25 protein-coding genes are annotated in these 26,325 nt (G+C 72.0%); 17 read left to right on the top strand and 8 right to left on the bottom strand.

The window, feature by feature from the left end:
* Positions 1 to 4: 4 nt before the first annotated feature.
* A complete protein-coding gene (locus JOD48_RS18960; RefSeq protein ID WP_191790106.1) occupies positions 5 to 655 on the bottom strand; it encodes a TMEM175 family protein in 651 nt (216 codons plus the stop codon).
* A 237-nt stretch (positions 656 to 892) separates the two neighbouring features.
* On the opposite strand from JOD48_RS18960, the gene JOD48_RS18955 reads away from it, so the two are divergent.
* The 5 genes from JOD48_RS18955 to JOD48_RS18935 all read left to right on the top strand — a co-directional run bounded on the left by JOD48_RS18955 (position 893) and on the right by JOD48_RS18935 (position 6,925).
* Positions 893 to 2,911: a penicillin-binding transpeptidase domain-containing protein gene (locus tag JOD48_RS18955; RefSeq protein WP_307824264.1), complete on the top strand. Its 2,019-nt coding sequence runs from the start codon at positions 893 to 895 to the stop codon at positions 2,909 to 2,911.
* Positions 2,912 to 2,975: 64 nt separating this feature from the next.
* Positions 2,976 to 3,278: a beta/alpha barrel domain-containing protein gene (locus JOD48_RS18950; protein WP_307824263.1), complete on the top strand. Its 303-nt coding sequence runs from the start codon at positions 2,976 to 2,978 to the stop codon at positions 3,276 to 3,278.
* 489 nt (positions 3,279 to 3,767) lie between these two features.
* Positions 3,768 to 5,285 (top strand): dicarboxylate/amino acid:cation symporter, encoded by a 1,518-nt coding sequence (locus JOD48_RS18945; protein ID WP_204810112.1) that lies wholly within the window; start codon positions 3,768 to 3,770, stop codon positions 5,283 to 5,285.
* A 165-nt stretch (positions 5,286 to 5,450) separates the two neighbouring features.
* The gene (locus JOD48_RS18940; RefSeq protein WP_191790109.1) at positions 5,451 to 6,005 is read left to right on the top strand and encodes an ankyrin repeat domain-containing protein; all 555 of its coding nucleotides are present in this window, start codon (positions 5,451 to 5,453) and stop codon (positions 6,003 to 6,005) included.
* Positions 6,002 to 6,925 (top strand): hypothetical protein, encoded by a 924-nt coding sequence (locus JOD48_RS18935; protein ID WP_204810110.1) that lies wholly within the window; start codon positions 6,002 to 6,004, stop codon positions 6,923 to 6,925. The genes JOD48_RS18940 and JOD48_RS18935 overlap by 4 nt, the downstream gene beginning before the upstream one ends.
* Before the next feature lie 27 nt (positions 6,926 to 6,952).
* On the opposite strand, the gene JOD48_RS18930 is transcribed toward JOD48_RS18935, so the two are convergent.
* From JOD48_RS18930 to JOD48_RS18920, 3 genes are all read right to left on the bottom strand, one after another.
* A complete protein-coding gene (locus JOD48_RS18930) occupies positions 6,953 to 7,372 on the bottom strand; it encodes an MmcQ/YjbR family DNA-binding protein (protein ID WP_204810108.1) in 420 nt (139 codons plus the stop codon).
* A 55-nt stretch (positions 7,373 to 7,427) separates the two neighbouring features.
* Positions 7,428 to 8,354: a quinone oxidoreductase family protein gene (locus JOD48_RS18925; RefSeq protein ID WP_204810105.1), complete on the bottom strand. Its 927-nt coding sequence runs from the start codon at positions 8,352 to 8,354 to the stop codon at positions 7,428 to 7,430.
* Positions 8,355 to 8,492: 138 nt separating this feature from the next.
* Positions 8,493 to 8,882, bottom strand: coding sequence for a hypothetical protein (locus tag JOD48_RS18920; protein WP_307824262.1), 390 nt, complete (start codon positions 8,880 to 8,882; stop codon positions 8,493 to 8,495).
* A gap of 112 nt (positions 8,883 to 8,994) precedes the next feature.
* On the opposite strand from JOD48_RS18920, the gene JOD48_RS18915 reads away from it, so the two are divergent.
* Positions 8,995 to 9,423, top strand: coding sequence for a TraR/DksA family transcriptional regulator (locus JOD48_RS18915; RefSeq protein ID WP_204810103.1), 429 nt, complete (start codon positions 8,995 to 8,997; stop codon positions 9,421 to 9,423).
* 43 nt (positions 9,424 to 9,466) lie between these two features.
* Here JOD48_RS18915 and JOD48_RS18910 read toward each other — a convergent pair whose 3' ends face one another.
* Together JOD48_RS18910 and JOD48_RS18905 are read right to left on the bottom strand one after the other, a co-directional pair.
* Positions 9,467 to 10,201, bottom strand: a complete 735-nt coding sequence (locus JOD48_RS18910; RefSeq protein WP_204810101.1) for a glucose 1-dehydrogenase — start codon at positions 10,199 to 10,201, stop codon at positions 9,467 to 9,469.
* Between the two features lie 109 nt (positions 10,202 to 10,310).
* Positions 10,311 to 10,946, bottom strand: a complete 636-nt coding sequence (locus JOD48_RS18905) for a TetR/AcrR family transcriptional regulator (protein WP_204810099.1) — start codon at positions 10,944 to 10,946, stop codon at positions 10,311 to 10,313.
* 353 nt (positions 10,947 to 11,299) lie between these two features.
* Here JOD48_RS18905 and gad point away from each other — a divergent pair, with 353 nt between their 5' ends.
* Positions 11,300 to 12,700, top strand: coding sequence for a glutamate decarboxylase (gene gad, locus JOD48_RS18900; RefSeq protein ID WP_191790116.1), 1,401 nt, complete (start codon positions 11,300 to 11,302; stop codon positions 12,698 to 12,700).
* A 114-nt stretch (positions 12,701 to 12,814) separates the two neighbouring features.
* Here the strand turns inward: gad and JOD48_RS18895 are convergent, their stop codons facing one another.
* Entirely contained in the window at positions 12,815 to 14,053 is a 1,239-nt protein-coding gene (locus tag JOD48_RS18895; RefSeq protein ID WP_191790117.1) for an amidohydrolase, read from the bottom strand.
* A gap of 106 nt (positions 14,054 to 14,159) precedes the next feature.
* Here JOD48_RS18895 and JOD48_RS18890 point away from each other — a divergent pair, with 106 nt between their 5' ends.
* From JOD48_RS18890 to JOD48_RS18865, 6 genes are all read left to right on the top strand, one after another.
* The gene (locus JOD48_RS18890) at positions 14,160 to 14,801 is read left to right on the top strand and encodes a hypothetical protein (protein ID WP_191790118.1); all 642 of its coding nucleotides are present in this window, start codon (positions 14,160 to 14,162) and stop codon (positions 14,799 to 14,801) included.
* A 100-nt stretch (positions 14,802 to 14,901) separates the two neighbouring features.
* Positions 14,902 to 15,609, top strand: coding sequence for a copper resistance CopC family protein (locus tag JOD48_RS18885; RefSeq protein ID WP_204810097.1), 708 nt, complete (start codon positions 14,902 to 14,904; stop codon positions 15,607 to 15,609).
* A gap of 146 nt (positions 15,610 to 15,755) precedes the next feature.
* The gene (locus tag JOD48_RS18880) at positions 15,756 to 16,352 is read left to right on the top strand and encodes a copper chaperone PCu(A)C (protein ID WP_204810094.1); all 597 of its coding nucleotides are present in this window, start codon (positions 15,756 to 15,758) and stop codon (positions 16,350 to 16,352) included.
* Complete coding sequence (locus JOD48_RS18875) at positions 16,345 to 17,637, top strand: Dyp-type peroxidase (protein WP_204810093.1); 1,293 nt, start codon at positions 16,345 to 16,347, stop codon at positions 17,635 to 17,637. The genes JOD48_RS18880 and JOD48_RS18875 overlap by 8 nt, the downstream gene beginning before the upstream one ends.
* Positions 17,638 to 17,989: 352 nt before the next feature.
* The gene (locus JOD48_RS18870; protein WP_191790122.1) at positions 17,990 to 18,556 is read left to right on the top strand and encodes a type IV toxin-antitoxin system AbiEi family antitoxin domain-containing protein; all 567 of its coding nucleotides are present in this window, start codon (positions 17,990 to 17,992) and stop codon (positions 18,554 to 18,556) included.
* Positions 18,537 to 19,550, top strand: coding sequence for a nucleotidyl transferase AbiEii/AbiGii toxin family protein (locus JOD48_RS18865; RefSeq protein WP_204810084.1), 1,014 nt, complete (start codon positions 18,537 to 18,539; stop codon positions 19,548 to 19,550). Before JOD48_RS18870 ends, JOD48_RS18865 begins: the two co-directional genes overlap by 20 nt.
* A 140-nt stretch (positions 19,551 to 19,690) precedes the next feature.
* Here JOD48_RS18865 and JOD48_RS18860 read toward each other — a convergent pair whose 3' ends face one another.
* Positions 19,691 to 20,755: a LacI family DNA-binding transcriptional regulator gene (locus JOD48_RS18860; protein ID WP_307824260.1), complete on the bottom strand. Its 1,065-nt coding sequence runs from the start codon at positions 20,753 to 20,755 to the stop codon at positions 19,691 to 19,693.
* 314 nt (positions 20,756 to 21,069) lie between these two features.
* On the opposite strand from JOD48_RS18860, the gene JOD48_RS18855 reads away from it, so the two are divergent.
* The 4 genes from JOD48_RS18855 to JOD48_RS18840 all read left to right on the top strand — a co-directional run bounded on the left by JOD48_RS18855 (position 21,070) and on the right by JOD48_RS18840 (position 26,296).
* Positions 21,070 to 22,377: an ABC transporter substrate-binding protein gene (locus JOD48_RS18855; protein ID WP_204810082.1), complete on the top strand. Its 1,308-nt coding sequence runs from the start codon at positions 21,070 to 21,072 to the stop codon at positions 22,375 to 22,377.
* A 144-nt stretch (positions 22,378 to 22,521) separates the two neighbouring features.
* Positions 22,522 to 23,475, top strand: a complete 954-nt coding sequence (locus tag JOD48_RS18850; protein ID WP_191790125.1) for a carbohydrate ABC transporter permease — start codon at positions 22,522 to 22,524, stop codon at positions 23,473 to 23,475.
* A complete protein-coding gene (locus tag JOD48_RS18845) occupies positions 23,472 to 24,428 on the top strand; it encodes a carbohydrate ABC transporter permease (RefSeq protein WP_307824259.1) in 957 nt (318 codons plus the stop codon). The genes JOD48_RS18850 and JOD48_RS18845 overlap by 4 nt, the downstream gene beginning before the upstream one ends.
* A complete protein-coding gene (locus tag JOD48_RS18840; protein ID WP_307824258.1) occupies positions 24,425 to 26,296 on the top strand; it encodes a glycoside hydrolase family 35 protein in 1,872 nt (623 codons plus the stop codon). The genes JOD48_RS18845 and JOD48_RS18840 overlap by 4 nt, the downstream gene beginning before the upstream one ends.
* Positions 26,297 to 26,325 lie beyond the last annotated feature (29 nt).

Genomic DNA, 26,325 nt, shown 5'->3' with positions numbered 1-26,325 from the left:
GACCCTACGGGGCCCGGCCGTCCTTCCCGGCCCCCTCGTCCGTCCGGCCGGCCCTGCGCCGCCCGGCCAACCGGGTCAACGGCCCGGACAGGAAGAGGAGGAAGAGCCAGAACATCCCGATCCCCGGCGCGACCACCGCGAGCACGAGGATCACCACCAGCAGCAGCACCGCGACGAGCGCGCCCTTCACCTCGAGCTCGCCCCGGACCTCGGGACGCTGGAGGTCGGGGTCGCGGACCGCCAGCCACTCCACGAGCGCCAGGCTGCCCGTCGTCACGATCATCACCGAGATGTACAGGGCGTTGACCGCCGGGTCGTCGGTGCCCTCGTCCGCCAGGAGCTGGGTCGTGAAGGGGATGAACACGATGCTCGCGAGCCACAGGAAGTTGGCCCAGAGCATCGCGTTCGAGTAGTCCCGCAGGTGCTCGAACACCCGGTGGTGACCCACCCAGAAGTTCGCGATGACCACGAAGCTGATCCCGAACGCGAGGAAGGTCCCGCGCTCGTCGGAGAACAGGGACGCGACCGAGTGCTCCTCGCCGTCGGTGACGAGGTCGATCAGGGGGAGCACGAGCAGCGTGATCGCGATCGCGACCGACGCGTCGGTGAAGTTGACGAGGCGGTCGAGCCCCCGGTCCGTGCGGATCCTCGGCATCCGTGCCTCCTCCGGTCGTCTCCACTGTAGGAAGGGCCCGGCGTCCCGGCGCGGCGAACCGCATCGCGGCGAACCGCGTACGCGGAGAACCTGTGATGCTCCGGGGAAGACGTGCGCGCCGTGGCCACGCTCCCGCGTGGGGGTGGGCTAGCCTCGCAGGCGGGCGAGGACGCCCGGGTCAACTCTTCCGCCGACCCGTCGGCGGACCGTCTGCCGCAGGGCACCGAGGGGGAGCACGTGGTTCGCACGCAGCTGGTCGACAGGCGCATCGGGGCGCGACGCCTCGCTGCCAGGGCGCTCGGCCCGACCGCACTGGCGGTGCTCGCCCTGACGCTCACCGCGTGCAGCGAGGACGCACCCAGCCCCGACGGCGCAGCCGACGACCTCGCGGCCGCGATCGCCGAGGGGGACTTCGCGGACGTCGCGTTCACCCAGCCGAACCTCGACGTCGCGGCGCACCGTGACGCGGTGCTCGAGCCGCTGGCCGCGACCGACCACACGGTCACGGTCGCCAAGGTCGACGTCGCCACCGAGGGCGAGGACAAGGGCAAGCAGGCGACCGCCACGCTCGCCTACACCTGGAACGTCACGGACACCACGCCCTGGACCTACGAGACCACGGTCGATCTCCTGCTCCAGGACTCGCCGGACGGTGGAGCCCAGGAGTGGGCCGTGGCGTGGGAACCCGACGTGCTGGTCCCCGACCTCAAGGACGGTGACCGCCTGGCCGTCACCCGCGTGCGCGCCGAGCGCGCCCAGATCCTGGGAGCCGACGGCGGACCCATCGTCGAGTCGCGACCCGTCTACCGCATCGGCGTCGACAAGATGAACCTCGATCCCGCGCGCCAGGAGGCCGTCGCGCGCGAGGTGGGCGCCGCCGTCGGGATCGACGCCGAGGCGTACGCGAAGAAGGTCGCCGGGGCCGGAGAGAAGGCGTTCGTCGAGGCGATCGTGGTCCGTACCGACGACACCGCGGGCATCGACGTCGGGGCGGTGCGCGCGATCGACGGCGCCGCGGTCGTCGACGGTCAGCTCGACCTCGCGCCGACCCGTACCTTCGCCCGGGCCATCCTGGGCCGCGTGGGCGACGCGACCGCCGAGGCCGTCGAGGAGTCCGAGGGGCAGGTCGTCGCGGGCGACACGATCGGCCTGTCGGGGCTCCAGCGGCAGTACGACGTCCAGCTCCGCGGGACGCCCGGGATCACGGTGAGCGTCGTCGCCGACGGCAGCGCCGGCCAGGACACCGGCGTGGACCTGGACGGAGACGGCGAGCCCGACCCGGTCGAGAACGTCACCGACGTCTTCACGGTCGAACCGGTCGCGGGCGTGCCGCTCGCGACGACGCTGCGCACCGACATGCAGATCGCGGCCGAGTCCGTGCTGGCCGGCGTCCCGTCGGCGAGCGCGATCGTCGCGATCCAGCCCTCGACCGGGGACGTGCTCGCCGCGGCGAGCGGCCCGGGTGGTGACGGGACGTCGACCGCGACGACCGGCAAGTACGCCCCCGGCTCCACGTTCAAGGTCGCGTCGGCGCTCGCGATGCTGCGCGCGGGCATGACCCCCGAGACGGTCGTGTCCTGCACCCCCACCATCACGGTCGACGGCCGAGAGTTCCAGAACGTCCCCGGCTTCCCGAAGGCCGCGATCGGCGACGTGCCGTTCCGCACCGCGTTCGCCAACTCGTGCAACACCGCGATGATCGCCCAGCGCGACGCGGTCTCGCAGCAGGCTCTGCACGACGCCGGCGCGGACCTCGGCCTGGGCGTCGAAGCCGCTCTCGGGGCTCCCGGGTTCTTCGGTTCCGTCCCGGCCGAGGCAGGGGGCACCGAGCACGCCGCGTCGATGATCGGGCAGGGCAAGGTCGAGGTCTCGCCGCTGGGCATGGCGACCCTCGCGGCGAGCGTGGCCAAGGGGGAGCGGGTCTCGCCCGTCCTGGTGCGACCCGAGGTCACACCCGCCGCGGCCGAGACCCCGACACCGTCGGCGCTCACGGCCGACGAGGCCGCGACGCTGCGCAGCCTCATGCGCTCGGTCGTCACCGACGGCAGCGCGAAGCTGCTCGCGGACCTGCCCGGCGAGGTCGGGGCGAAGACCGGGACGGCGCAGTACGGAGACGGCAACCAGGCGCACGCGTGGATGATCGCGATCCAGGGGGACCTGGCCGTGGCCGTGTTCGTCGAGACCGGGGACAGCGGGTCGGGCACGGCAGGTCCGCTCCTGAAGGCCTTCCTCGACGCGCCGAACACCGGTGAGTAGCGGCGGACGAGCGACCGCACGACGGCGCAGGACCGTCCCCGGCCTCACCGTCTGCCGCCTGTGCGTGGGAGAGACGCTCGGGACCTCGGACCCGCTGCCCGGTGGCCAGCTCGCGCGCGTCGAGGCCATCGCCGCGTCGGGCGACGCCGGGCTCACGCTCGTCGACTGTCTCGACGCGTGCGAGCGCGGTGACGTGGTCGTGGTGCGTCCCGCCCCGGCAGCGCGCGCCGAGCACGGGCCCGTCTGGTTCGAGCGTCTGGCCGGCGACGCGTCGAGCGCGTCCCTCCACCGGTGGGTACGGGCCGGGGGCCCGGGACGTTCGCCCGTCCCGGAGGACCTCGCCCCGCTGCGGATCGACGCGCCCTGACGGGACGCGCGACGCGCCCTGCACGGAGGGACGCGCCGTCCCGGGGCGTCCCAGGGAATAGCGCCGTGGCCCGACGACGTTCCCTCCTCGGCTACCATCGGTAGCCGTGGGCGACGATCGCCTGCACCGCCGGCCCCCGGGCCGGCCCGAACGGGAGTCGAATCCTTGCTGAACCGGTGGAACTTCACCGCGCGCCGTGACGTCGATCTGCGACGAGTCGCCAGCGCGCTCTGTTGTTGACCCACTGAACCGCTGGGCCCCAGGCCCGCACAGCAGTCCTCCCCACCCTCCTGACGTCGGCACGCCGCCGCGCCCTGCCTCGCAGAGCGCGGGGATCTGCGCCGTGGAGCGCGTGCGCCCGTCCGCGGGGCACGGTCGTCGCGTCGGGGCTTCCCTCACCTCCCGGGCCGGGACGACTGCACTCCCTCCCTCTCGCGATCCTCGCGATCCCTGGGCACCCCACGTGCCCGTGACGAAGAAAGCAGAACCGTGCCCTCCTCCTCCTCTTCGCAGGCCGCGGCCACCACCGCGCCGGAGAAGTCCGCGAACGGTGCCCCCGCACCCAAGCGCCGCGTCAAGCTCCCCTCCTTCACCGTCCAGATCCTCGTCGCGCTCGTCCTCGGCGTCGTGCTGGGTTGGGTCGCCCTGTCGATGGGCCCCGTGTCCGGCGCAGGCACCCCCGACGAGGTCCCGAACTGGCTGACCACGACGCTCGACACGATCGGCTCGTCGTTCGTGACGCTGCTCAAGGCGATCGTGCCGCCGCTGGTGTTCACCGCGATCGTCGCGTCGATCGCGAACCTGCGGAACGTCACCAACGCCGCGCGCCTCGCAGGTCAGACCATCCTGTGGTTCGCGATCACGGCGCTGATCTCCGTCGTGATCGGCATCGGCCTGGGCCTCGTGCTCCAGCCGGGCGCCAACACGACGCTGTCGACGGCCGACGGGAGCGAGCCCTCGGGCTCCGGCTCGTGGCTCGACTTCCTCAACGGCTTCATCCCGAGCAACTTCCTGGGCATCCAGGCGCGCACGCAGCTGCAGGGTGAGGGAGCCTCGACCTCGATCTCCTTCAACGTCCTCCAGATCGTCGTGATCTCGCTGATCATCGGCATCGCGGCGCTGAAGTCGGGCAAGAAGGCCGACCCGTTCCTCGCGTTCAACCGCTCGGCGCTCTCGATCATCCAGACCGTCCTGTGGTGGATCATCCGCCTCGCGCCGCTCGGCACGCTGGGCCTCATCGGCTACGCCGTCGCGGAGTACGGCTGGGACCTCCTGTCCCCGCTCGCGACGTTCGCCGCCGCGATCTACATCGGCCTCGCGCTCGTCCTGTTCGTCGTCTACCCCGTGATCCTGCGGACCAACGGGCTGAAGATCACGAGCTACTTCAAGGGCGCGTGGCCCGCGATCCAGCTCGCGTTCGTCTCGCGCTCCTCGATCGGCACGCTGCCCGTCACGCAGCGTGTGACGGAGCGGAACCTGGGTGTCCCGCGCGAGTACGCGTCGTTCGCCGTGCCGCTCGCCGCGACGACCAAGATGGACGGTTGCGCCTCGATCTACCCGGCGATCTCCGCGATCTTCATCGCCCAGCTCTTCGGGATCGACCTGTCCTTCACGGACTACCTGCTCATCGCGTTCGTGTCCGTCGTGGGTTCGGCGGCGACCGCGGGCCTGACCGGCGCGATCGTGATGCTCACGCTGACGCTCTCGACGCTGGGCCTGCCGCTCGCGGGAGTGGGCCTGCTGCTCGCGATCGACCCGATCCTCGACATGGGCCGCACCGCGGTCAACGTCGCGGGCCAGGTGCTCGTGCCGACGGTCGTGGCCAAGCGTGAGGGCATCCTCGACGTCGAGCAGTACGACGGCGTGAACGTCGAGGACCTGTTCACGGACGACGAGGACGAGTCGAACGAGTCCGCGCTCGCGTCCGACGTCGACCCGTCGACCGCGAACGCGTCCGACAAGCCTGAGGCCTCGGCCGCCGACGAGGAGCTGGTCGGGACGCGCTGACGCCACGTCCCACCCGCCTCCCGCTGAGTGCGGAGCAGTTGTCGTCGATGCGACGCATCGACGACAACTACTCCGCACTCAGCGTCTTCCGGAGGGCGCACCATCGATGCAACGCTGCGCCGTAGCTGTTCGACCCGTGTCGGACGCGCCTGTGATCATGGCTCCATGAGCTACCCAGCGGTCTACCGCAGCGTGCGACAGAGCGAGTCCGAGTTCCTCGCCGACTACGACCTGTCCCTGGCGAACTGGGCCGACGGGCAGGGCACGACGCTGCTCATGTACGCCCTGCGCAACCCCGAGCCCGCCTCCCGCGCTGCGATCGCCGGCCGCCTGCTGGACGACGGCGCCGACCCGGCCGCGACCTCTGGCGGCACCAACGCGCTGCACGTGTTGCTCAGCGCGACGTCGCACGACTTCGCTGCCGAGCCCGCGCTGCTCACACGCCTGCTCGAGGGAGGCGCCGACATCAACGCCGACACCGGCGACCGGTGGGGAACCCCGCTGCAGACGCTCGCCCGGACGTTCAAGTTCTCCGACGAGGAACTCGCCCCGTTCTACGACGTCCTGTTCGCCCGGCCCGAGCTCGACGTCACCACGCCCAGCCACAAGGGCCGGAGCATCACCGAGAGCGCCCGGGCGGCCGGCGAGGCCCGCGCTGGTCTCCTGGAGCGGTGCCTTGCGCACGCCCAGGCGAACACCGCCCCGCTGGACGGTCGATGACGCTCGAGCAGGACGAGCTGTTCGCGTCCTGGCTCGAGGCGATGCACCCGCGTCTGGCGCGGTTCGAGGACTTCATCACCCCGCGGGAGTGGAGCGGCGGGTACACCCGGGAGTCCCTCGTCTCGCTCGAGCGGTACATCCTCGACAGGTGGCCCGACAAGAAGGCGTTCATCGACGAGAACGACACGGACTTCATCGACGGTTCGACGCGGTACATCGGGGAGACGTTCCTGCGCCTCGCGGGTGGCGGATGGTCGATCGACCACGACCCGGCGTTCATCTACACCGGGCGACCCGTGGTCCGGTTCGACACAAGGAGCCCGATGCCGGTCTCCCCGGTGCACCTCATGACGACGATCCTCGCCCGGCGCACAGGTAACGTCCTGACCCGGATCTGGGACGGCCAGGCTGCCGCCGTGGAGCGGCGGCGCGAGGCAGAGGGGCCGGGCTGGGAGCCCGTGCGCGAGCCTGTGCCGGGCCTCGTCGCGGACCGCCTGGGGTCACCCGAGCTCGACGCGTGGGTGCAGCGTGTCCCCGCGCTCGTCGACGTCGTCCGGTCTCGCGCGGGGGTGAAGCGGTCCCCGTCGCTCGATCTGTCGCCGCGGTCGCTCGAGGTCCTCGCCCAGGTCGCGCTCGAGGACGCCGACGCCGGACACCTGGCGCGGGGAACGCAGGGCGTGGTGCGGGCCGCGTACGTCGCGTACCTCGGGAGGGTCCTCATCGGCGCCGCGGGAGGTGCGTGGGTGCTGATGCCCGGTCCGGACGACCACCAGAACCCGTTCGTGGGCCGGCCGTTCGTCGAGCGCACCGACTCCGACGGCGACCGACGGGCCGCCCTCTTGGACGGCGCCGTCGAGGCTCTGCTCACGACGCGGTCGACCGGAACCTTCACGCGGACGTTCGGTGCCTACACCATGTGAGGTCTGCCGGACGTCAGGGTGGATCGGCTACCGCCCGGCCGGCGACCCCTCGGCGTCGAGCCGGGCCACGAGCCGAGGGCCTGCGACCTCGCGGTAGGACATGTCGAGGAGCTCCGCGACCTCCTGCCAGTCGACCGTGGCGGCGTCGAGATCGAGGCCGAGCCAGCCCGCCGGGCCGTAGTACGCGGGCACGTAGAACCGTGGGTCCTGCGACAGGGCCGCGTGCTCCGCGGGGTCGACCTTCACGAGCACCGAGCGCGGGTAGTGCCGGACCGGCACGGATGCAGTCGCCTTCGTCATGCCGCTGAAGACCGCGAAGATGAGCCGCGCGCGGAACGTCACGCGCCCGTGCGACATCCGCTCCTGCGCACCGGGGAACGCGAGCGCGAGGCGACGTACCTCGACGAGGAGAGCGGCGTCGTCGGGCACTGCGGGGCGGGGCGGCATGACACCCAGCGAACCACGCCCCACCCACGCGCGCCTCGGGCGCCCCCAGGGAGGGTCAGACCTCCAGGACGACCTTGCCGCGCACGTGGCCGCCCGCGACCTGCTCGACGGCGCGCGCCGCCTCCGCCAGCGGGAAGCGTGCCGAGATCTCGGACGTGAGCAGCTCGGCCTCCGCGAGCGCGAGGACCTCCGCGAGCGCGCCCTTCTGCGACACCTTGGACGCGATGCCCGCGGCGATCGACTGCTGCGACTCGACCAGGGTCACGGCGCGCGGCTTCCCGTCACGCTCCAGCCCGTCGGCGCCCAGGAGCTCGACCGTCTGCGCGACGGTCTCCGAGGAGCCGACCGTGTCGACGACCGCTGTCACGTCCGCGAGGCCGTCCGGGAGCGCGCGGACCGCGTCCACGAGGCCCGGTCCGTACGCCACGGGCGTCGCGCCGAGCCCCCGCACGTAGTCGTGGTTGCGCTCGGACGCCGTGCCGACGACGCGCGCACCGAGCGCCTTCGCGATCTGTACCGCGGCCGAACCCACGCCGCCCGACGCGCCGTGCACCAGCACGACGTCCTTGTCCCCGACGCCCGCCTGGACCAGCGCCGAGAACGCCGCGGACGCAGCGACCGGGAGCACCGCGGCCTGCTCGAACGATACGTTCGCGGGCTTGACCCGCGCCTTGGCCGCCTTGACGACCGACCTCTCACGCTGCGCGCCCGTGCCGCTCCACACGACCTCGTCGCCCACCGCGAAGCCCTCGACCCCCTCGCCGACCGCCTCGACGACCCCCGCGGCCTCGAACCCGAGCACCTGCGGGAGCTCGTCGCTGCCACCGAACTCCCCGGCGAGCTTCTTGACGTCTGCCGGGTTGACCCCGACCACGCGGTTCGCGACGACGAGCTCGCCCTCACCGGGGGCCGGCACGGGCTCGTCGCCGACGCGCAGGACGTCGACCCCGCCGTGGCGGTCGTAGAAGATCGCGGTGCTCATGGGAATACCTCTTCGAGATGCGGGGGCGCTGGGGGGAAACTGTGCGGTTCGCGCGAAACCGCACTTTCACTCTTCCATCCCGGAGCGAGTCCTGTCATGCGCGATGCCGGACCGTGACCTCGGCCGTGACCTGCGGATTCAGGTGCCGGGCAGGGAGGCGCCGGGGGCCGGTGCGGTCCGTCCGGAGGGTGTGCGACCGGGGTCCGGGGACGGTGGCGACGCGGGCCCACGGGCGGCCGCGACGACCACGGGGTCCGCACAACCACGCGCGAAACCGTCGATCCTGCGGCGGACGTCGCGGCCCAGGAGCCACGAGCCCACGCGCTCGGCCACGGGCGCGAGCCACGCGGGACGACACGTGAAGCCGTAGCGCCAGACCGCCCGGGTCGCGGCCGGGCCGGGGTGTCCGACGTCACGGCCCGGCGCGGGCGAGAACCCGCGCAGACGGACGTCTCCCGTGGTCTGCGAGACCGCGAAAGCGGTCGCGGGATCCACGGGGACGACCACGGAGGACTCGACGACGGGCACGCGCCGATCGTCGCACGGGGGACCGACAGGCCGCGCGGCGGACGGCCACCGGGTTCGCCGCCCCCAGCACTCACCGGGAAGCGTGGGCACGGTTCCCGCGTTGGACCTGACGATGACCGACACCGGCAACCCCGGCTCCGGGGAGACGAGCAGAGCGCCGGCCGCGACCCGCGCGCACGAGGCGCGCGACGCCGTCGTGCGGGCGCGGTTGCTCGCCCTGCGCGACGAGGCCCAGGCGCGGCGTGAGGCGCTGCGCGGCGAGGTGGCCGGGATCGTCGAGGCGTCCAAGGACTCGAACGCCGACGACGAGCACGACCCCGACGGCGCGACGATCGCGTTCGAGCGCGCGCAGGTCGGTGCGCTGCAGCGCCTGGCGGAGCAGCAGTCGGCCGAGGCCGAGGCGGCGCTCGCCCGGCTCGACGCCGGGACGTACGGGACCTGCGAGACGTGCGGCCGGCCGGTCGGGGACGCGCGTCTCGCGGCGCGCCCGACGGCCCGGCAGTGCATCGCCTGCGCGTCGGCGCGCCGCGCGGCGAGGTAGACCCGCAGGCCTTCCTCGCCGCGTCCGGCCGCGCCGTGCTGCCCTACTTGTGCGGCACGCCCGCGATGAGGCCGCCGTCGACGATGAACTCCGAACCGGTCGAGTAGCTCGACTCGTCGCTCGCGAGGAACAGCACGAGCTGCGAGACCTCCTCGGGCTCGGCCGCGCGACCCAGGGGGATGTGGAGGTCGTCCGAGCTGATCTTCTCCGTCATGGGGGTCTTGATGAAGCCCGGGTGGACCGAGTTCACGCGCACGCCCGACGGCCCGAGGTCCAGGGCCACCGACTTGGTGAGGCCGCGCACGCCGAACTTCGACGCGACGTACCCGTGCAGGCCCGCGCTGCCGCGCATGCCCTCGACCGACGAGATGTTGATGATCGACCCGCGCCCGGCACGGGCCATGACGGGCGAGACCGCGTGGATCCCCAGGAACGTGCCGGTGAGGTTGATGTCGATGATCTGGCGCCACATGGCGGGCGTGAACTCGGTGATGCCGGCTGCGTTCGCGATGCCCGCGTTGTTCACGAGGACGTCGATGCGCCCGAACTTCTCGAGCGTGAACGCGACGGCCGCAGCCCAGTCCTCCTCCTTGGTGACGTCGAGGTGGACGTAGGCGGCGTTCTCGCCGAGCTCGGCGACGAGCGCCTCGCCCTTGGCGTCGTCGAGGTCCGCGACGACGACCTTCGCGCCCTCGGCGACGAGCGCCTTGGCGTGGGTGACGCCCATGCCTCCGGTTCCTCCGGTGACGATGGCGACCTTGTTGTAGACACGGCCCATGGTGGGGCCTCCTTTCGGTGTGCCCGGGGTCGGGGAACCCTCGTGGGGTGCCCGACGGCGGAGCGTGCGGTGTGCGGTGCGGCTCGCCGGGGCGGGTGGTCGCGTCGGGTCAGTTCGGCGCGGTCCACCAGGGGGCGAGCGAGGTGCGGGTGATCCGGGGGAAGAAGTCCGGGTCACGGGGGGACGGGGTGGCGAGCCACGCCTCGAGGGCGCCGACCGAGCCGAGCGCGACGTAGCAGGCGTACGCGCGGGCGGCCTGCTCGACCTCGGTCTGCTCGGCGTCGCACGGCACGGGCATGAGGTGCGGCTGGTCCAGGAGGAACGTGCGCAGGGTGTCGGAGAAGTGCTCCGCGAGCAGGCGGAACAGGGGGGCGCTCAGTCCTCCCTCGAGGGCGCGCTCGTAGATCGAGGTGTGCGTGTCGACGTGGCCGACGATCGCCTGCGTGATGGTGTCGACGAGCTGGCGGGGGTCGGTGCGCTGGCGCGCGTCGGGGCCGGCGTCGGGGTCGGGGGTCAGGCCGCGGGCGGCCGCGAGGAAGTCGCTGCGGATCGCGTCGAGCTCGGTGCGCAGGATGGTCGTGAGCAGGTCCGCGGGGTTGTTCGCGTAGTCGTAGAACGTGGCGCGGTTGATCCCGGCGTGGGCAGAGACCTGCGAGACCGTGAGCTCGTCGATGTCCTGCTCGGCGGCGAGCTCGAGGACTGCGGTGCGCAGGGCTGCGGTGGTGCGCTCGGTGCGGGGGTCCATGTCGCCTCCTTCGGGGGGCCTGGTGGCTGTGCCCGGCACGGGGTGCCTGGCGGGTGGTGCGGCCGCTCGTCGGGACGACGGAACGTGCTGACATTTTGACGGTACGCCCGTGCCATTAGTTTGGCAACACGTGTCGCTTAGGCTCGTCGGCGGTCGGCCGGGTGTGCACCTCGGGTCGTCCGTGGGCCCCAGGGGCGACCCGAGCTGCACACTCTGCGTGCGGGGCTCCCCAGGCGCTCGGCCGACTGCCGACCTACCGTGGAGGGAGCGGGCTGGGAGCGGCGGCACGACGGCGTCGGCCCACCCGGTGGGCGTGCCGACCGACCCGCCCCCGCCCTGCCAGAGGAACGAACATGTCCGGATCGAACCGCGGTGCAGAGTCCGAGGAGCGCGACGTCGTCGCCATGAACCCGTTGTTCTCCCGGCCGGGGGAGGCGACCGAGCTCCCGCGCAACGTCCTGCCGCCGGGGGAGTCCTTCCCCGAGACGGCCTACCAGATCGTGCACGACGAGGCGATGCTCGACGGCAACGCCCGGCTGAACCTGGCGACGTTCGTCGGCACCTGGATGGACCCGTACGCGCAGCGGCTCAACGCGGAGACCGCCGACAAGAACATGATCGACAAGGACGAGTACCCGGCCACGGCGGCGATCGAGACGCGGTGCTGGAAGATCCTGGCGGACCTGTGGAACGCCCCGGACCCGGCGAACGCGATCGGGACCTCGACCATCGGGTCCTCCGAGGCCGCCATGCTGGGCGGGCTCGCGCTCAAGCGACGCTGGCAGCACGCGCGCCGGGCCGCGGGGAAGTCGACCGAGAAGCCCAACCTCGTGCTGTCGAGCGCGGTCCAGGTCTGCTGGGAGAAGTTCTGCAACTACTGGGACGTCGAGGCCCGCTACGTCCCCATCTCGCTCGAGCACAAGGTGCTCGACGGGTTCGAGCTCGAGAAGTACGTCGACGAGAACACGATCGGGGTCGTCGCGATCCTCGGGGTCACCTACACGGGGGCCTACGAGCCGGTCGAGAAGATCGCGGCCGTGCTCGACGAGATCCAGGCCGCGACCGGGCTCGACGTCCCGATCCACGTCGACGGCGCGTCGGGGGCCATGATCGCGCCGTTCCTCCAGCCGGACCTCGTCTGGGACTTCCAGGTCGACCGTGTGGCGTCCATCAACACCTCGGCCCACAAGTACGGGCTCGTCTACCCGGGGCTCGGGTGGGTCGTCTGGCGGGACACGGCGGCGTTGCCCGAGGACCTCGTCTTCTCGGTGAGCTACCTGGGCGGCGACATGCCGACGTTCGCGCTGAACTTCTCCCGGCCCGGCTCGCAGGTCCTGCTCCAGTACTACCTGTTCCTGCGCCTCGGCTACGACGGCTACTACAAGGTGCAGAAGGCCTCGCAGGACGTCGCGCTCTACCTCTCGGGCGAGATCGCGAAGATGCCGCCGTTCGACCTGTGGAACGACGGGAGCGACATCCCGGTCTTCGCGTGGAGCCTCAAGGAGGGCTACACCGACAAGTGGACGCTCTACCACCTGTCCGAGCGGCTGCGGACCAAGGGGTGGCTGCTGCCGTCGTACCCCATGCCCGTGGACCTGCAGGACCTGACGGTCCAGCGCATCGTGGTGCGCAACGGGCTGAGCCGCGACCTGGCGGCCAGCCTGCTCGGCGACATCCGGACCGAGGTCGCGTTCCTCGACGCGCTCGAGTCGCCCATGCCCGTCGAGGCCGTGAGCAAGGGGTTCCACCACTGACGTGCGGGTGGGTAGGTCCTTGCGGGACGTGAGGTAGAACGTGCTGCGCGACGTAGTGCTCGGCGGGCTCTACCTCGCGCAGCACGTTCTACCTCGGGCCTGGCACCCCGCGGGTCAGTCCGCGAAGCGCTCGCCGCGCTCGACGACCGTGCCCGCACCGCGACCGCCGGCCGCCGCGCGGTCCCACGTGTAGACCTCGGTGCCGGTCACGAACACGTTCTCGGCGCGCGAGGTCACCTCCAGCGGGTCGCCCGACCAGATCACGACGTCGCCGTCGAGGCCCGGGCGCAGCGAGCCGACCCGGTCGTCGAGGCCCAGGAACGCGGCCGGGTTCGTCGTGAGCGCCTCGATCGCGACGTCGCGGTCCAGGCCCTCCTTGACCGCGAGCGACGCCTGGTGCACCAGGAAGTTGATGGGCACCACGGGGTGGTCGGTCGTGATCGCGACGCGCACCCCCGCGCGGGCGAGCGCCCCGAGGTTGGCGATGTCGCGGTTGCGCAGCTCGATCTTGGTCCGCGACGTGAACAGCGGGCCGAAGATGACCGGCACGTCGCGCTCGGCCAGGACGTCGGCGACCGCGGCGCCGTCGGTCCCGTGGTTGATGACGAGCTTGTAGCCGAACTCGTCCGCGAGGCGCAGCGCGGTCGCGATGTCGTCGGCACGGTGCGTGTGCTGGTCCCAGTAGAGCTCGCCCGCGAGCACGCGGCCCAGGGTCTCCTTGGCGAGGTCGCGGTCGAACGGTTCGCCCTTGGCCTGCGCCGCATCACGCTTGGCGACGTAGTTCTGCGCGTCGACGAACGCCTTGCGGATCACGTTCGCCACGCCCAGGCGCGTGGACGGGAGCTTCTTCTGGTCGCCGTAGACGCGCTTGGGGTTCTCGCCCAGCGCCGACTTCACGGACACGGCCTCGCGGATGACCTGCTCGTCGACGGTCCGACCGCCCCAGGTCTTGATCGCGACGGTCTGCCCGCCGATCGGGTTGCCCGAGCCGGGCTTGATGACGGCCGAGGTCACGCCGCCCACGAGCGCGTCGCGGAAGCCCTCGTCCTCGATGTTGATGGCGTCGAGCGCGCGCAGCGCGGCGCCGTTGGGGTCGGTCATCTCGTTGGTGTCGTTGCCGGCCCAGCCCTCGGCCTCCTCCATGACGCCCATGTGGCCGTGGGCCTCGACGAACCCGGGCAGGACCCAGCGGCCCCCGGCGTCGACCGTGCGGACACCGTCGGGCACGACGACGTCGTGGCCGACGGCCGTGATGACGCCGTCCTCGACGAGGACGGTCGCGTTCTCCAGGGGTGCGGAGGCGACGGGGACGACGTAGCCGTTCGTGATGGCGATGCTGTTGCGTGTGGTCATGCGTCCATCCTCTCAGCGGGGTGCCGGGCGGGAGGGGCGTCGGGCGACCGACCGCCCTGCGCCCCTCGGATCCGACGTCGCGTCATGTCCCGCTAGGGTGGTCCCCGTGCTCACCCAGGTCGCCGGTCCGTTGCGCGTCGCGCGCGCCGGTCTCGTCGCGGCCCTGGTGCTCGCCCTCGCGGCGCTCGCGCACCGCGTGGGCGGTGGCACGCTCCCGCACCCGCTGATCCTGCTCGCCCTGGCGTCGTTCACGATGGCCGGCGCGACGTTCGCGGCCCGCTTCCGTCTCACGTTCGGTCGGCTGGTCGCGATCCTCGGCACGGGCCAGGTGGCGCTGCACTACGGTCTGAGCTTCTCCGCGCCCGCGTCGTGCGCGCCGGTCGGCGGCGCTCACGCTGGCCACGCCGTGGCGGGCACGCTCGCGGCCTGCACGGCGAGCACCCCCGTGCCCGACGGCGTCGCGCACCTCCCGCACGAGACCCCCGCGGGAGCGTGGATGGTCCTGGCGCACGTGCTCGCGACCGTGGTCGTGGCCGTGGTGGTCGCGCACGGCGAGCGCGCACTGGGCCTGCTGCTGACGTGGCTCGCGCCCCGTGGCCCGCTGGCGGACCTCCTGCCGGCCCTGCCCGTCGCGCTCCGGCTCCTCGCTCCGGCTCCCGCACCGTCCCGTGCGGCGACGGTCCACCTGCGGACCCCGACGACGCGCGGACCGCCGCTGCTCGCCCGGCCCGTCGCCCTTCCTTCCTGACCCTGGTCCGCGTTCGCGCGCTGACCGTCGACGAGGCCGGCCGTCCCCCGGGTGCCCCCCGTGCGCGAGCTCGTGCCGCGCCTCATCGAGAGCGTCTTCCATGTCTTCGCAGACCAACCAGTCCCACCCGTCCACCCTGTCCACGGTCGCCGACCGCGGCGGGCGAGCGGTCGCCCTCGCGCGCCCGACCTCCCGCTCTGCCCGCCTCCTGGTCGCCCTGCTCGCGGCCCTCGCCACGCTGGCAGCGGCCCTGCTGCTCGGCATCGGCGGGGCCGTCCCGGCCCAGGCGCACGACCGCATCATCAGCTCCGACCCGGCGGACGGCGCGCAGCTCGACGCCGCGCCCGCCGCGCTCACCATGACGTTCAGCACCGAGCCCCTCGCGGTCGAGCCGCAGGTCGTCGTGACCGACACGGCTGGGACCGTGGTCGCGCAGGGCAGCCCCACGATCGAGGGGACCGCGGCGACGTTCCCGTGGCCCGCCGAGCTGACCGGTGACACGTACACGGTCGCGTGGCGCGTCGTCTCCTCGGACGGTCACCCGATCGAGGGCACGTTCTCGTTCGCGGTCGCGGCGGCTCCCGAGCCGGCCGCGCCCGTGGCGACCGACGAGCCCGCCGTCGTGACGCCGTCGGCCACCGAGGGCACGACCGAGGCGACCACGGCGGCAACGTCCGACGCGTCCGACGAGACCGGCGACGAGGCGCGCTCGGTCGTGCCGCTGCTCGTCGGGCTCGCGGTGCTCGCGGCCGCGGTCGTGGTCGTCGCCGTGCTGATCGTCCGTCGCCGCCAGCAGCAGCAGGACTGACCCTCCCCACCTCTTTCCCGGCGACGAAGTCGCCCGGGCGTCCCCGCGACCCCGCGGCGCCCCTGGTCCTGCCTGGATCTCGGGGCGCCGCGGCGCGGGCTGCTCCCGCGCGCCCCGACGCCGGGTCCCTGACCGAAGGACCCACCATGTCTGCACGCACCACCACCCGCCGCGCGACCCTGCTCGGCGCGACCGTCACGACGCTCGCCCTCCTCGCGGTCGCGGGCTGCTCGGGCACCCCGTCCGGAACCTCGTCCGGCACCTCTTCGGGCACGGCGTCGCCGAGCGCGTCGGCTGACGCCGCGTCGAGCACCGCGGCCGACCGGCTGACCGCGACCGACCCCTGGATCAAGGCCGCCGAGTCGGGCATGACCGCGGCCTTCGCCGTCCTGCACAACGACGGCGACCAGGACGTCACGGTCGTCGGCGCGACGTCCGACCTGTCTCCCGTCGAGCTCCACGAGATGGCGACCGACGCCTCGGGCGCCATGGTCATGCGCCAGAAGGAGGGCGGCCTGACGATCCCTGCGGGCGGCGAGCACGCGCTCGAGCCCGGCGGCGACCACCTCATGCTCATGGAGCTGTCCGCGCCGGTCCAGGCCGGGGCCGAGTACGAGGTCACGCTCGAGCTGAGCGACGGTTCCACGCTCGTCGTCACCGCCCCGGCGCGCACGTTCGCGGGCGCCAAGGAGAGCTACGACGAGGGCCACGGCGAGGATCACGACATGAGTCACGATGGCTGACGTCGGCCCCGGGCCCGGCCCCGCTAGTCCGGATGGCAGGACCTCCCCGGTCCCGCAGGCCAGGGTCTCGCGGCGTGCGTTCCTGGTCGGCGGGGCCGCCGCCGGGGCGGTCGCGGTCGCCGGTGCGGGAGGTGCGTGGGCCGGGAGGGCCACGGCTCCCGCGACGGGAGCGGCGTCGTCGGGCACGGGGGAGACCTCGCTGCACGGCGACGCGCGCGTCCCGTTCCACGGCCTGCGGCAGGCGGGCGTCGAGACACCTCCTCAGGCGTACCTGACGCTCGTCGCGCTGACGCTCGCACCCGGTACGGACCGGGACGCGCTGGTGCGGCTCATGCGGATCTGGACCGACGACGTCGCGCGCCTCACGCAGGGACGGCCCGGTCTGACCGACACCGAGCCCGAGCTCGCCGAGGTGCCCGCGCGCCTCACCGTCACGGTCGGCTACGGGCCTGCGGTCTTCACGGCCGCGGGGCTCGACGACCGGCGCCCGTCGTGGCTCCGCCCCCTGCCCGCGTTCGGCGTGGACCGGCTCGAGGACCGCTGGAACGACGGCGACCTGGTGCTCCAGGTCTGCGCCGACGACGAGGTGACGGTCTCCCACACGGTCCGGATGCTGCTGCGCGAGGCGCGCGACTTCGCGTCGGTGCGCTGGTTGCAGAGGGGTTTCCGGCGGTCGGTCGGGAGCGAGCCCGCGGGGCGGACCATGCGCAACCTCATGGGGCAGATCGACGGGACACGGAACGTGGACCCGGTCGCGGACGCCCCGCTCGTGTGGTCGGACGGCACGGACGGGTGGCTCGCGGGCGGCACGTCGATGGTCGTGCGGCGCATCCGCATGGAGCTCGACACGTGGGACGAGGTCGACCGTCCCACGCGCGAGGCCGTCATGGGGCGCCGCCTCGTGGACGGGGCTCCGCTCACGGGCGTCCGCGAGCTCGACGAGCCGGACCTCGACGCGGTCGGGCCGCACGGGCTGACCGTGATCGGGCCGGCCGCGCACGTGCGGCGGGCCCGGACCGACGACCCGACCGAGCGTTTCCTCCGCCGCGCGTACAGCTACGACGACGCTCCGGACGTCGCGGCCGACCCGGGCGCGCTCAGCAGCTCGGGCCTGGTGTTCGTGACGTTCCAGGCCGACGTCGACCGCCAGTTCGTGCCGGTCCAGCGTCGGCTCGACGAGGTGGACCTGCTCAACGAGTGGACCACGCCCATCGGGTCGGCGGTGTTCGCGGTGCCGCCGGGGTGCGCCGAGGGCGAGTTCCTGGGGCAGGCGCTGCTGGGCTGACGGGTGCGCGGACGGACGGCTCGTGCGGGGTGCTCGTGGCGCCCCGGGCGGGCCGTCCTGCTGCGGCCGGTGACACTCGATGTCAGAATGTGACGGGGGTCACGTCGACAGCATGTATCAAACGGGTGCCACCCCCCTCTGCTCAGGTGAACGCTCGGTCGTCGATGGGGGTCGTGACGGGCGTGAGGGTCGGAGGCGGCCCGTGGCGTGAGCCCTGCAGGGGGGTGCTCACGCGACGGGCCGCCTCCGGCGCGTCCGGGGCAGGTCGAGGGCGCTCTTCCTCTGATCCCTGACCAAGACCCCTCGCTGCCAAGCAATGTCAAAAGGGTGCCACTAGCGGTACCCTTTTGACATGCCGCACACCCGCGACCGCCTGCTCGAAGAGGCCTTCGACCGCCACGGGTTCATCCGCCGCGCCGACGCCCTGCGTGAAGGTCACAGTCCGCACGCACTCAAGCAGCTCGTCGCGCGCGGCTACCTGGAGAAGGTCGCTCACGGCGTCTACCGCGTGAACGTCGTCCCCGTCAGTGAGTACGACGATCTTCACCTGGCAGTGCTGTGGACCGGTGTCGACGAGGCCGCTCTGTCCCACGAGACCGCCCTGGCTCTCTACGGGCTCGGCGACGTCAACCCCGACCGGATCCACGTCACCGTTCCCCGACGCCACCGAATCCGCCGTGCCGGCGCCAACGGGATCGAGGTCCACCACCAAGACCTCGATCCCCGCCATATCGGGTGGTTCGAACAGATCCCGACAGTGAAACCCGCGACCGCGATCGCGCAGTGCATCGAGACCGGCACCCCGACCTATCTTCTCCGCCAGGCCCTCACGACGGCTCGTGAGACCGGGCGCATCACCGCGAGCGAGAGCGCCGCCCTGCAGAGGAAGTTGACGAACCGTGACACCCCCGCACGCTGATGTGCCCCTTGGCCTGGCCGACCTGCCCGAGAAGACCAAGGAACCGGCGTCGGTCGCCATGCTCAACTCTTGGCTCCAGCAAGCCGAGAGACGCTTGGGCAGCCGCGGCGGACGCTTGGCATGGCTCGTTGCGTCCACGATTGTCATCGCTGCACTGCAGCGAGCGCTCGACGCCACCGGTCAGCCGCACTTCCTGCTCAAGGGTGGAACCCTGCTGCAACACCGGCTCCCCAGTGCGCCCACGCGTGCGACGAAGGACGTGGACGGGCTCATCCGCGGTGACATCGACGACTTCCTCGTCAAGCTCGATGACGAGCTCGCCGAGCCCTGGGGCCCGCTGACGCTACGGCGAGACGCCGTCGAGGTCATCCAGATCCCTACTCGCGTCATCAAACCGCGTCGCTTCGACGTCGTCGTCGAGCTCAGAGGCAAGACGTGGCGAAGGGTCCAGGTCGAGATCGCGCCAGATGAAGGGGGCGCTGGAGCCGCGCCTGAACCGTTCGCACCGCCTACGCTGGCAGGCCTCGGGCTGCCGGGCCCCGTTGTGATGGTGGGCATCGCGATGCGCTATCAGGTCGCGCAGAAAATTCACGCCTGCACCGACCCCCACGACCCGCCGGCTGCGACCAACGACCGGGCGCGCGACCTCGTCGACCTGCTGCTGCTTCGCGACCTCGCCGAAATCGGTGAGAACCTGGCTGGCGTTCGTGCAGCCGTCATGGACGTCTTCGACGTGCGTGCGCGCGATGCCCAGGCTCTTGGTCGAGCTGAGCGTACGTGGCCATGCGTCGTGGTCGCCCACCCGCATTGGCCGACCGACTTCGAACGCGCCGCGGCCGACGTGCAGATCGATATCGGGCTCGACGAGGCGGTCGCACAGCTCAACGCGTGGCTAGCGCAGATCGACGCCGCCGTGCTGCCGACCAGAGGTGCGGACGATGACGATGACGTTGCACGTGAGGAAGAGGACGAAGACGACGGTGAAACAGGGTAGGGGAGAGCAGGCGTGCCGGCGCCAGCAGCAACCTCCACCTCACGCGGCGAGGCTGAGGATGTTGTCTCGGACAGGGGGCATGGCAGGCTGTGCTCTCCATCTGCGCTCGGTCGGCCGGGCCTGCTCCGTGCCCGCGAGGCTCAGCGCGGCGGCGCCGTGCTGAGGCGCACCGCGAGCTCGGGCAGCACGACCTCGGGCTCGTGCACGCTCGTCGGGTCCGCGATGAGCGCGATCACGTGCTCGACCGCGAGGCGGCCGGTCAGGTGGAACGGCTGCCGCACCGTGGTGAGCGGGGGCGAGCAGTACTCGGCGAGCGCGATGTCGTCCATGCCCACGACCGACACGTCCTCGGGGACTCGCCGGCCCATCTCCGTCAGGCCCCGGATCAGCCCGAACGCCATCTCGTCGCTCGCGACGAACACGGCGGTGACCTCGGGCAGACGGCCCAGGACCAGGCCGTTGCGGTACCCGGACTCGGGGCTCCAGTCGCCGTAGAGCACGGGCGGCTCGGTGCGTCCGGCGTCGTGCAGCGCGGCCTGCCACCCGGCGGTGCGGCCGTTGGCGTCGTTCCACGAGGCGGGTCCGGCGAGGTGCCACACGGTCTCGTGGCCCAGCGCCAGGAGGTGCTCGGTCGCGACGCGCCCCGCGGCGACCTGGTCGACCGCGACGACCTCGGTCGCCGACGACTGCATGCCGTCCACGACGACGGTCGGGGTGCCGTGGATGAGGTCGCCGAGCGACTCGTCGTCGCGCACGGGGACGGCGATGACGAGCCCGTCGACGCCCTGGTCGAGGAGGCGGTCGACGGCCTGGGCGATCGAGGCGGGGGAGAGCGAGGCGGTGCTCGCGGTGCTCACGAAGTAGCCGCCGTCGCGGGCCGCGCGCTGCATGCCGAGCATCATGGCGCTGCCCGAGTAGAAGTCGGTCTCGTGCGTGATGACGCCGATGGTCTTGCTGCGCCCGGTCACGAGCGCGCGCGCGAGGCTGTTGCGGCGGTACCCGGTCTGCTCGACGGCGGCGCGCACCCGGTCGCGGGTCGTCTCGTTGACGTTGGGGTGCCCCGACAGGACGCGGGAGACGGTCTGGGCGGAGACGCCGGCGACGCGGGCGACGTCGGCCATCGCGGGGCCGCGGCCCCGGGCGGGAACGGCCGTGGTCTTCCCCTGCGCCGGCTCCGTCCGCGTGGGCGGTGACGGTCGTTCCACGTGCTCTCCTTCGGGCGATGAGGGCTCGGCGTGGAGCGTCGGGCACCTCGGTGTGCGGGGCCGCGGGTGTGCACCGCAGCGTAGTGGACGCCAACAGCGCGAGCCTCTCCGGCCCGGGTCGTCGTCATCCTTCTGTTATCAGTGTTGACCATAACAGCCAGAACATGCAGCCGAAAGTGACGGCTTTGCGCACCTCGCGGCACGCCGTGATGAGTGGGTTGTGATCCATATCAACGTGTGCCAGAGTGTGCTCCACGCAGACCGCGGCGCCGTCGCCGCTCCATCCTCAGCACAGTGTGGTCAGAAGGAGAGTCATGAAGTCATCGATCGTCAAGGCAGTCGGGGTCGCGTCGATCCTCACCCTCGCTGCGGGCGGCCTGACCGCCTGCTCGTCGGACACGACGTCCGGTGGCTCGGCAGGCGGCGACGGCAAGGTCAAGGAGGTCGAGGTCTGGACCTGGGCCGCGGGCTACGACGAGTCGGCCAAGATCTTCAACGACACGCACGACGACATCAAGATCAAGTACACGCAGATCGAGCCCGGCAACAAGGGCGGCTACGACAAGATCCGCAACTCGATCACCGCGGGCAACGCCCCGTGCATCGCCCAGGTCGGCTTCGAGACGCTCCCCAGCTTCGTCGCCGAGGGCAACGTCGTGGACGTCACCGAGTTCGCGGCGAAGGACAAGGACCTCTACGCCCCCGCGGGCTGGGCCGGCGTCAACGTGGGCGGCAAGACCTACGGCGCCCCGCAGGACCAGGGCCCCATGGTGCTCTTCTACAACAAGACCGTGTTCGAGGCGAACGGCATCGCCGTCCCCACCACGTGGGCCGAGTACCAGGCCGCGGGCGAGCAGCTCAAGGCCGCGGGCATCAAGCTGACCGGCACGTACGAGGACTACGACTACTCGGGCTTCGCCTGGCAGGCCGGCGCCCCCTGGTACGAGATCAAGGACGACGCGTGGTCCATCACGCCCGACTCCCCGGCCAACCTCGAGGTCGCCGACTACTGGCAGGGCCTCATCGACGCCGACGTGATCGGCGCGAGCATCTGGAGCGACGACTGGGCCGCAGGCCTCGGTGACGGCTCGATCGCCACGATCGTCGGCGCCGCCTGGTTCGCCGGCATCCTCAAGGACTCCGCCGCGGCCTCGTCGGGAGACTGGGCCGTGGCCGAGCTCCCGCAGTGGGAGGCGGGCGACGCCAAGACCGGCAACGTGGGCGGCAGCCTGTCCGCGGTCCTCAAGGGCTGCGACGACCCGGAGGCGGCCTGGACCGTCGCCAACTGGATCAGCACCGACCCCGCGTCGGTCGACGAGCTCGTCAAGGGTGGCGGCGTCTACCCGGCGTCGGTCGCGGGCCTCGAGTCCGAGCTCCTCGCCACGGGCGACGAGTACTTCGGCGGCCAGGTCATCAGCGACGTGTTCAAGACCGCGTCCGGCCAGGTCAACGAGGACTGGGCCTGGGGCCCCGGCGTCTCGACCCTCGTGGGCACGCTCGGCACGGGCATGAAGCAGGCCTACGCCAAGGAGGGCGGCGCGACCGTCGCGACCGCGCTCACGGGCGCCCGCGAGGCCACGGTCTCCGAGCTCACGCAGCAGGGCATCGCCGTCAACGAGTGACCTGACGGTCCCAGCACCACCCGCGCGGTTCTCGCCGCGCACGAGCAGCACAAGGCCCGACGACGCCACGCACCTGCGAGCACCGGTGCACCTGGGCGCGTGACGTCGTCGGGCACCACGACGCATCCCCCTGAGGAACCCACCATGACCACGAGCCTGACGTCGGCGGCACCGCCGCCGGTCGAGACGAAGCGCGCGGCGACCACGCCGCCCAAGCGACCGCGCAGCCGGACCAGCCGGTACGCGATCTGGTTCGTCGGTCCGTTCGTGGTGCTGTTCGTCGGGATGTACGTCGCGCCCATCCTGTTCGCGATCTACAAGAGCATGTTCCGCATCCAGCGCGACGCGCTCGGGCTGGGCGGCACGCAGGAGATCTTCGACCCGCTGTTCAACTACGCGTACGCGCTGGGCGACTCGACGTTCATCACCTCGATCGGCCGCGTGCTCCTGTTCGGCGTCGTGCAGGTGCCCGTGATGCTGGGCCTCGCGCTCGGGATCGCGCTCCTCATCGACTCGGCCTCGGCGCGGGCCAAGGGCTTCTTCCGCCTCTCGAGCTTCGCGCCCTACGCGGTGCCGACCGTGGTCTCGGCGCTCATGTGGTCGTTCCTCTACTCGCCCACGAACAACCCGTTCAACCAGCTCCTCGGGCTGGTCGGGATCGACGTCAACTTCCTCAGCCAGGACTTCGCCCTGTGGGCCGTCGCGAACGTCGTGACGTGGGGCTGGACCGGCTACAACATGATCATCATCTACGCCGCGCTCCAGGGGGTCCCGGGCGAGGTGCTCGAGGCCGCCAAGCTCGACGGCGCCTCGCCGTGGCGCACCGCGTGGAGCATCAAGATCCCGCTCGTGCGGCCCGCGATCCTCCTCACCACGATCTTCTCGATCATCGGCTCCGCGCAGCTCTACAACGAGCCGTTCGTGCTCAAGCAGAGCACCGGGGCGATCGACGCGAGCTACACGCCGATCATGGCCGCGCAGGCCTCGCTCCAGTCGGCCAACTACCCGTACGCCGCGGCCCAGTCGGTGCTGCTCGCGGTCGGCGTGGCCGTGCTGTCCGTCCTCTTCTTCCGTCTGACGTCCAGGAGGTCCTCGTGACCACGAGCACCGCACCCGCCCGGGCCGAGAAGACCACGGGCAACCGGAGGCGCCGCCGGCGCACCGACGCCAAGGGGAGCCAGGGCGCCACGGGCGGCCTGCGCGGCGACTCGATCGAGACCACGGCCACGAGCCGCATCGCGGTCACGGCCGTCCTCGCGCTCACCGCCGTGTACTTCCTGTTCCCGCTGTGGTGGCTGTTCGTCGCGGCCACCAAGGACGCCGGGTACACGTTCGCGGGCAGCCCCCTGTGGTTCTCGAACTTCGACCTGTTCGGCAACATCGGCGACCTGTTCGCGTACAAGGACGGGATCTTCGCCGTCTGGATGGCCAACTCCGCGCTCTACTCGATCGTCGGCGCGGGCCTCGGGACGCTCATCGCGGTCTCGACGGGCTACGCCCTGGCGAAGTACGAGTTCCGCGGCAAGGGCGTGCTGTTCGGCGTGGTCCTCGGCGCGGTCCTGATCCCCAAGGTCCTGTTCACGCTGCCCCTGTTCCTCATGTTCTCCGCGACGGGCATCGTCAACACGTACCTCGCGGTGCTCCTGCCCAGCATCGTGAGCCCGTTCGGCGTCTACCTGGGGCGCATCTTCGCCGCGAGCTCGGTGCCCGACGAGGTCATCGAGGCCGCCCGCCTCGACGGCGCGAGCGAGGGCCGCATCTTCTTCGGGGTCAGCCTCAAGATGATGGCCCCCGCGCTCGTCACGATCTTCCTCTTCCAGTTCGTCGAGATCTGGAACAACTTCCTGCTCCCCTCGCAGGTCCTCATCTCCGAGAACCTGCGGCCCGTCACGGTCGGGCTGGTGAGCTGGAACGCCCTGGTCCAGGCCGGCCAGATCGAACGGCACATGGTCATCATCGGCGCGTTCGTGGCGGTCGTCCCGCTCATCGTCGCGTTCCTCTCCCTCCAGCGCTTCTGGCGCTCCGGACTCGCAGCGGGGGCCATCAAGTGAACCAGCAGCACCCAGCCGACCAGGCCTCGAGCCCGGTCGGCGGACCGACCCTGCGCGCCGACGGCGCGACCCTCCTGCGGGACGGTGCGCCGCACCGCCTGCTCTCGGGCTCGATCCACTACTTCCGCGTGCACCCCGACCAGTGGGAGGACCGCCTGCTGCGCGTGCGCGCCATGGGCCTCAACACGGTCGACACCTACGTCCCGTGGAACTGGCACGAGGCCGAGCGCGGTTCGTTCGACTTCACCGGGTGGCGCGACGTCGAGCGGTTCGTGCGGCTCGCGGGCGACCTGGGGCTCGACGTCGTGGTGCGCCCCGGCCCGTACATCTGCGCCGAGTGGGACAACGGCGGCCTGCCCGCGTGGCTCACCGCGACGCCCGGGATCCGGCTGCGGTGCAGCGACGAGACGTACCTCGCGGCGGTCGCGGCCTGGTTCGACGAGCTGGTACCACGTCTCGCGGCGCTCCAGGCGAGCCGGGGCGGGCCGATCGTGGCCGTCCAGGTCGAGAACGAGTACGGCAGCTATGGCGACGACCACGCCTACATGGCCTGGGTCCACGACGCGCTCGCTGCCCGCGGCATCGACGAGCTCCTGTTCACGGCCGACGGACCCACCGACCTCATGCTCGACGGCGGCACGCTCCCGGGCGTGCTGGCCGCGGCCACGTTCGGCAGCCGTCCGGGGCAGGCGCTCGACAAGCTCACGGGCCGCCGCGGCGAGCAGCCGTTCGTGTGCGCCGAGTTCTGGAACGGTTGGTTCGACCACTGGGGCGACCCGCACCACGTGCGCGGCGCCGACAGCGCCGCGTCCGACGTGCGCGAGCTCCTCGACCTCGGCGGGTCCGTGAGCCTGTACATGGCGCACGGCGGCACGAACTTCGGGCTGACCGCAGGGGCCAACCACGACGGCACGCGGATCCAGCCGACCGTCACGAGCTACGACTCCGACGCCGCGGTCGCCGAGGACGGCACCGTGACGCCCAAGTTCTTCGCGCTGCGCAAGGTGCTCACCGAGCACCGGGGCGACGTCGGGGACACCCAGGACGACCGGTGGATCCAGCCTCCCGTCCGGCTCCCGGCGCAGGCCCTGCCTCCGGTGAGCACGCGCCCGCTCCTGCCCGCCCTGTGGGCGCTCGGTGCCGCGACCGCCGCTTCGTCGCCCCTGACGTTCGAGCAGCTCGGGCAGAACGCCGGGCTCGTGCTCCACACGGCCACGCCGATCCTCCCGCGCGGCAGCAGCACGCTCTCGATCCTCGGGCTGCACGACCGCGCGACCGTCTACGTCGACGGCCACGAGGTCGGCGTCCTGGAGCGCGAGACCTCGCACCGCGGGCTCACGGTCCACGGGCAGGGCGTCCCTGTCCGGCTCGAGATCCTCGTCGAGAACCTCGGCCGCATCAACTACGGGCCCCGGCTCGGCGAGCACAAGGGCATCCTCGGCGACGTCCTGGTCGAGCGGCGCATCGTGCACGGCTGGACCTCGCGGTCCCTGCCGCTCGACCTGCTGCCCGTGGACGGGCTGTGGGCGGGCGGGGCCACCGGTGAGCCCGGTGCCGCCGACTCCGACAGAGCCGACGCCGTCGGGCCGCAGGGCGTGATCGCCCGGACGACGCTCGACGTCGACGAACCCGCCGACGCCTTCCTCGCCCTGCCCGGCTGGACCAAGGGGTTCGTCTGGGTCAACGACGTGCTGCTCGGCCGCTACTGGGAGCGCGGCCCGCAGCACACCCTCTACGTCCCCGCGCCTCTGCTGCGCGCGGGGAGCAACACCGTCACGGTCCTCGAGCTGCACGAGGTCGGCTCCGACCTCGAGCTGAAGGACGAGGCCGTCCTCGGCGAGCCCGAGGAGTACGTCGAAGAGCTGTGACGCCCGTCGGTCGGGGGACGGCCGATGAA

It is taken from the genome of Oerskovia paurometabola, from assembly GCF_016907365.1.
Taxonomy (GTDB): Bacteria; Actinomycetota; Actinomycetes; order Actinomycetales; family Cellulomonadaceae; genus Oerskovia; species Oerskovia paurometabola.
This window is presented reverse-complemented; position numbering and strand designations above follow the sequence as displayed.

Excerpts from the sequence above, each read along its gene's own strand:
- JOD48_RS18960 (WP_191790106.1), bottom strand. The coding sequence starts at position 655 with ATGCCGAGGATCCGCACGGACCGGGGGCTCGACCGCCTCGTCAACTTC.
- JOD48_RS18940 (WP_191790109.1), top strand. The coding sequence starts at position 5,451 with ATGAGCTACCCAGCGGTCTACCGCAGCGTGCGACAGAGCGAGTCCGAG.
- JOD48_RS18935 (WP_204810110.1), top strand. The coding sequence starts at position 6,002 with ATGACGCTCGAGCAGGACGAGCTGTTCGCGTCCTGGCTCGAGGCGATG.
- JOD48_RS18930 (WP_204810108.1), bottom strand. The coding sequence starts at position 7,372 with ATGCCGCCCCGCCCCGCAGTGCCCGACGACGCCGCTCTCCTCGTCGAG.
- JOD48_RS18925 (WP_204810105.1), bottom strand. The coding sequence starts at position 8,354 with ATGAGCACCGCGATCTTCTACGACCGCCACGGCGGGGTCGACGTCCTG.
- JOD48_RS18915 (WP_204810103.1), top strand. The coding sequence starts at position 8,995 with ATGACCGACACCGGCAACCCCGGCTCCGGGGAGACGAGCAGAGCGCCG.
- JOD48_RS18910 (WP_204810101.1), bottom strand. The coding sequence starts at position 10,201 with ATGGGCCGTGTCTACAACAAGGTCGCCATCGTCACCGGAGGAACCGGA.
- JOD48_RS18905 (WP_204810099.1), bottom strand. The coding sequence starts at position 10,946 with ATGGACCCCCGCACCGAGCGCACCACCGCAGCCCTGCGCACCGCAGTC.
- gad (WP_191790116.1), top strand. The coding sequence starts at position 11,300 with ATGTCCGGATCGAACCGCGGTGCAGAGTCCGAGGAGCGCGACGTCGTC.
- JOD48_RS18895 (WP_191790117.1), bottom strand. The coding sequence starts at position 14,053 with ATGACCACACGCAACAGCATCGCCATCACGAACGGCTACGTCGTCCCC.
- JOD48_RS18885 (WP_204810097.1), top strand. The coding sequence starts at position 14,902 with ATGTCTTCGCAGACCAACCAGTCCCACCCGTCCACCCTGTCCACGGTC.
- JOD48_RS18880 (WP_204810094.1), top strand. The coding sequence starts at position 15,756 with ATGTCTGCACGCACCACCACCCGCCGCGCGACCCTGCTCGGCGCGACC.
- JOD48_RS18875 (WP_204810093.1), top strand. The coding sequence starts at position 16,345 with ATGGCTGACGTCGGCCCCGGGCCCGGCCCCGCTAGTCCGGATGGCAGG.
- JOD48_RS18870 (WP_191790122.1), top strand. The coding sequence starts at position 17,990 with ATGCCGCACACCCGCGACCGCCTGCTCGAAGAGGCCTTCGACCGCCAC.
- JOD48_RS18855 (WP_204810082.1), top strand. The coding sequence starts at position 21,070 with ATGAAGTCATCGATCGTCAAGGCAGTCGGGGTCGCGTCGATCCTCACC.
- JOD48_RS18850 (WP_191790125.1), top strand. The coding sequence starts at position 22,522 with ATGACCACGAGCCTGACGTCGGCGGCACCGCCGCCGGTCGAGACGAAG.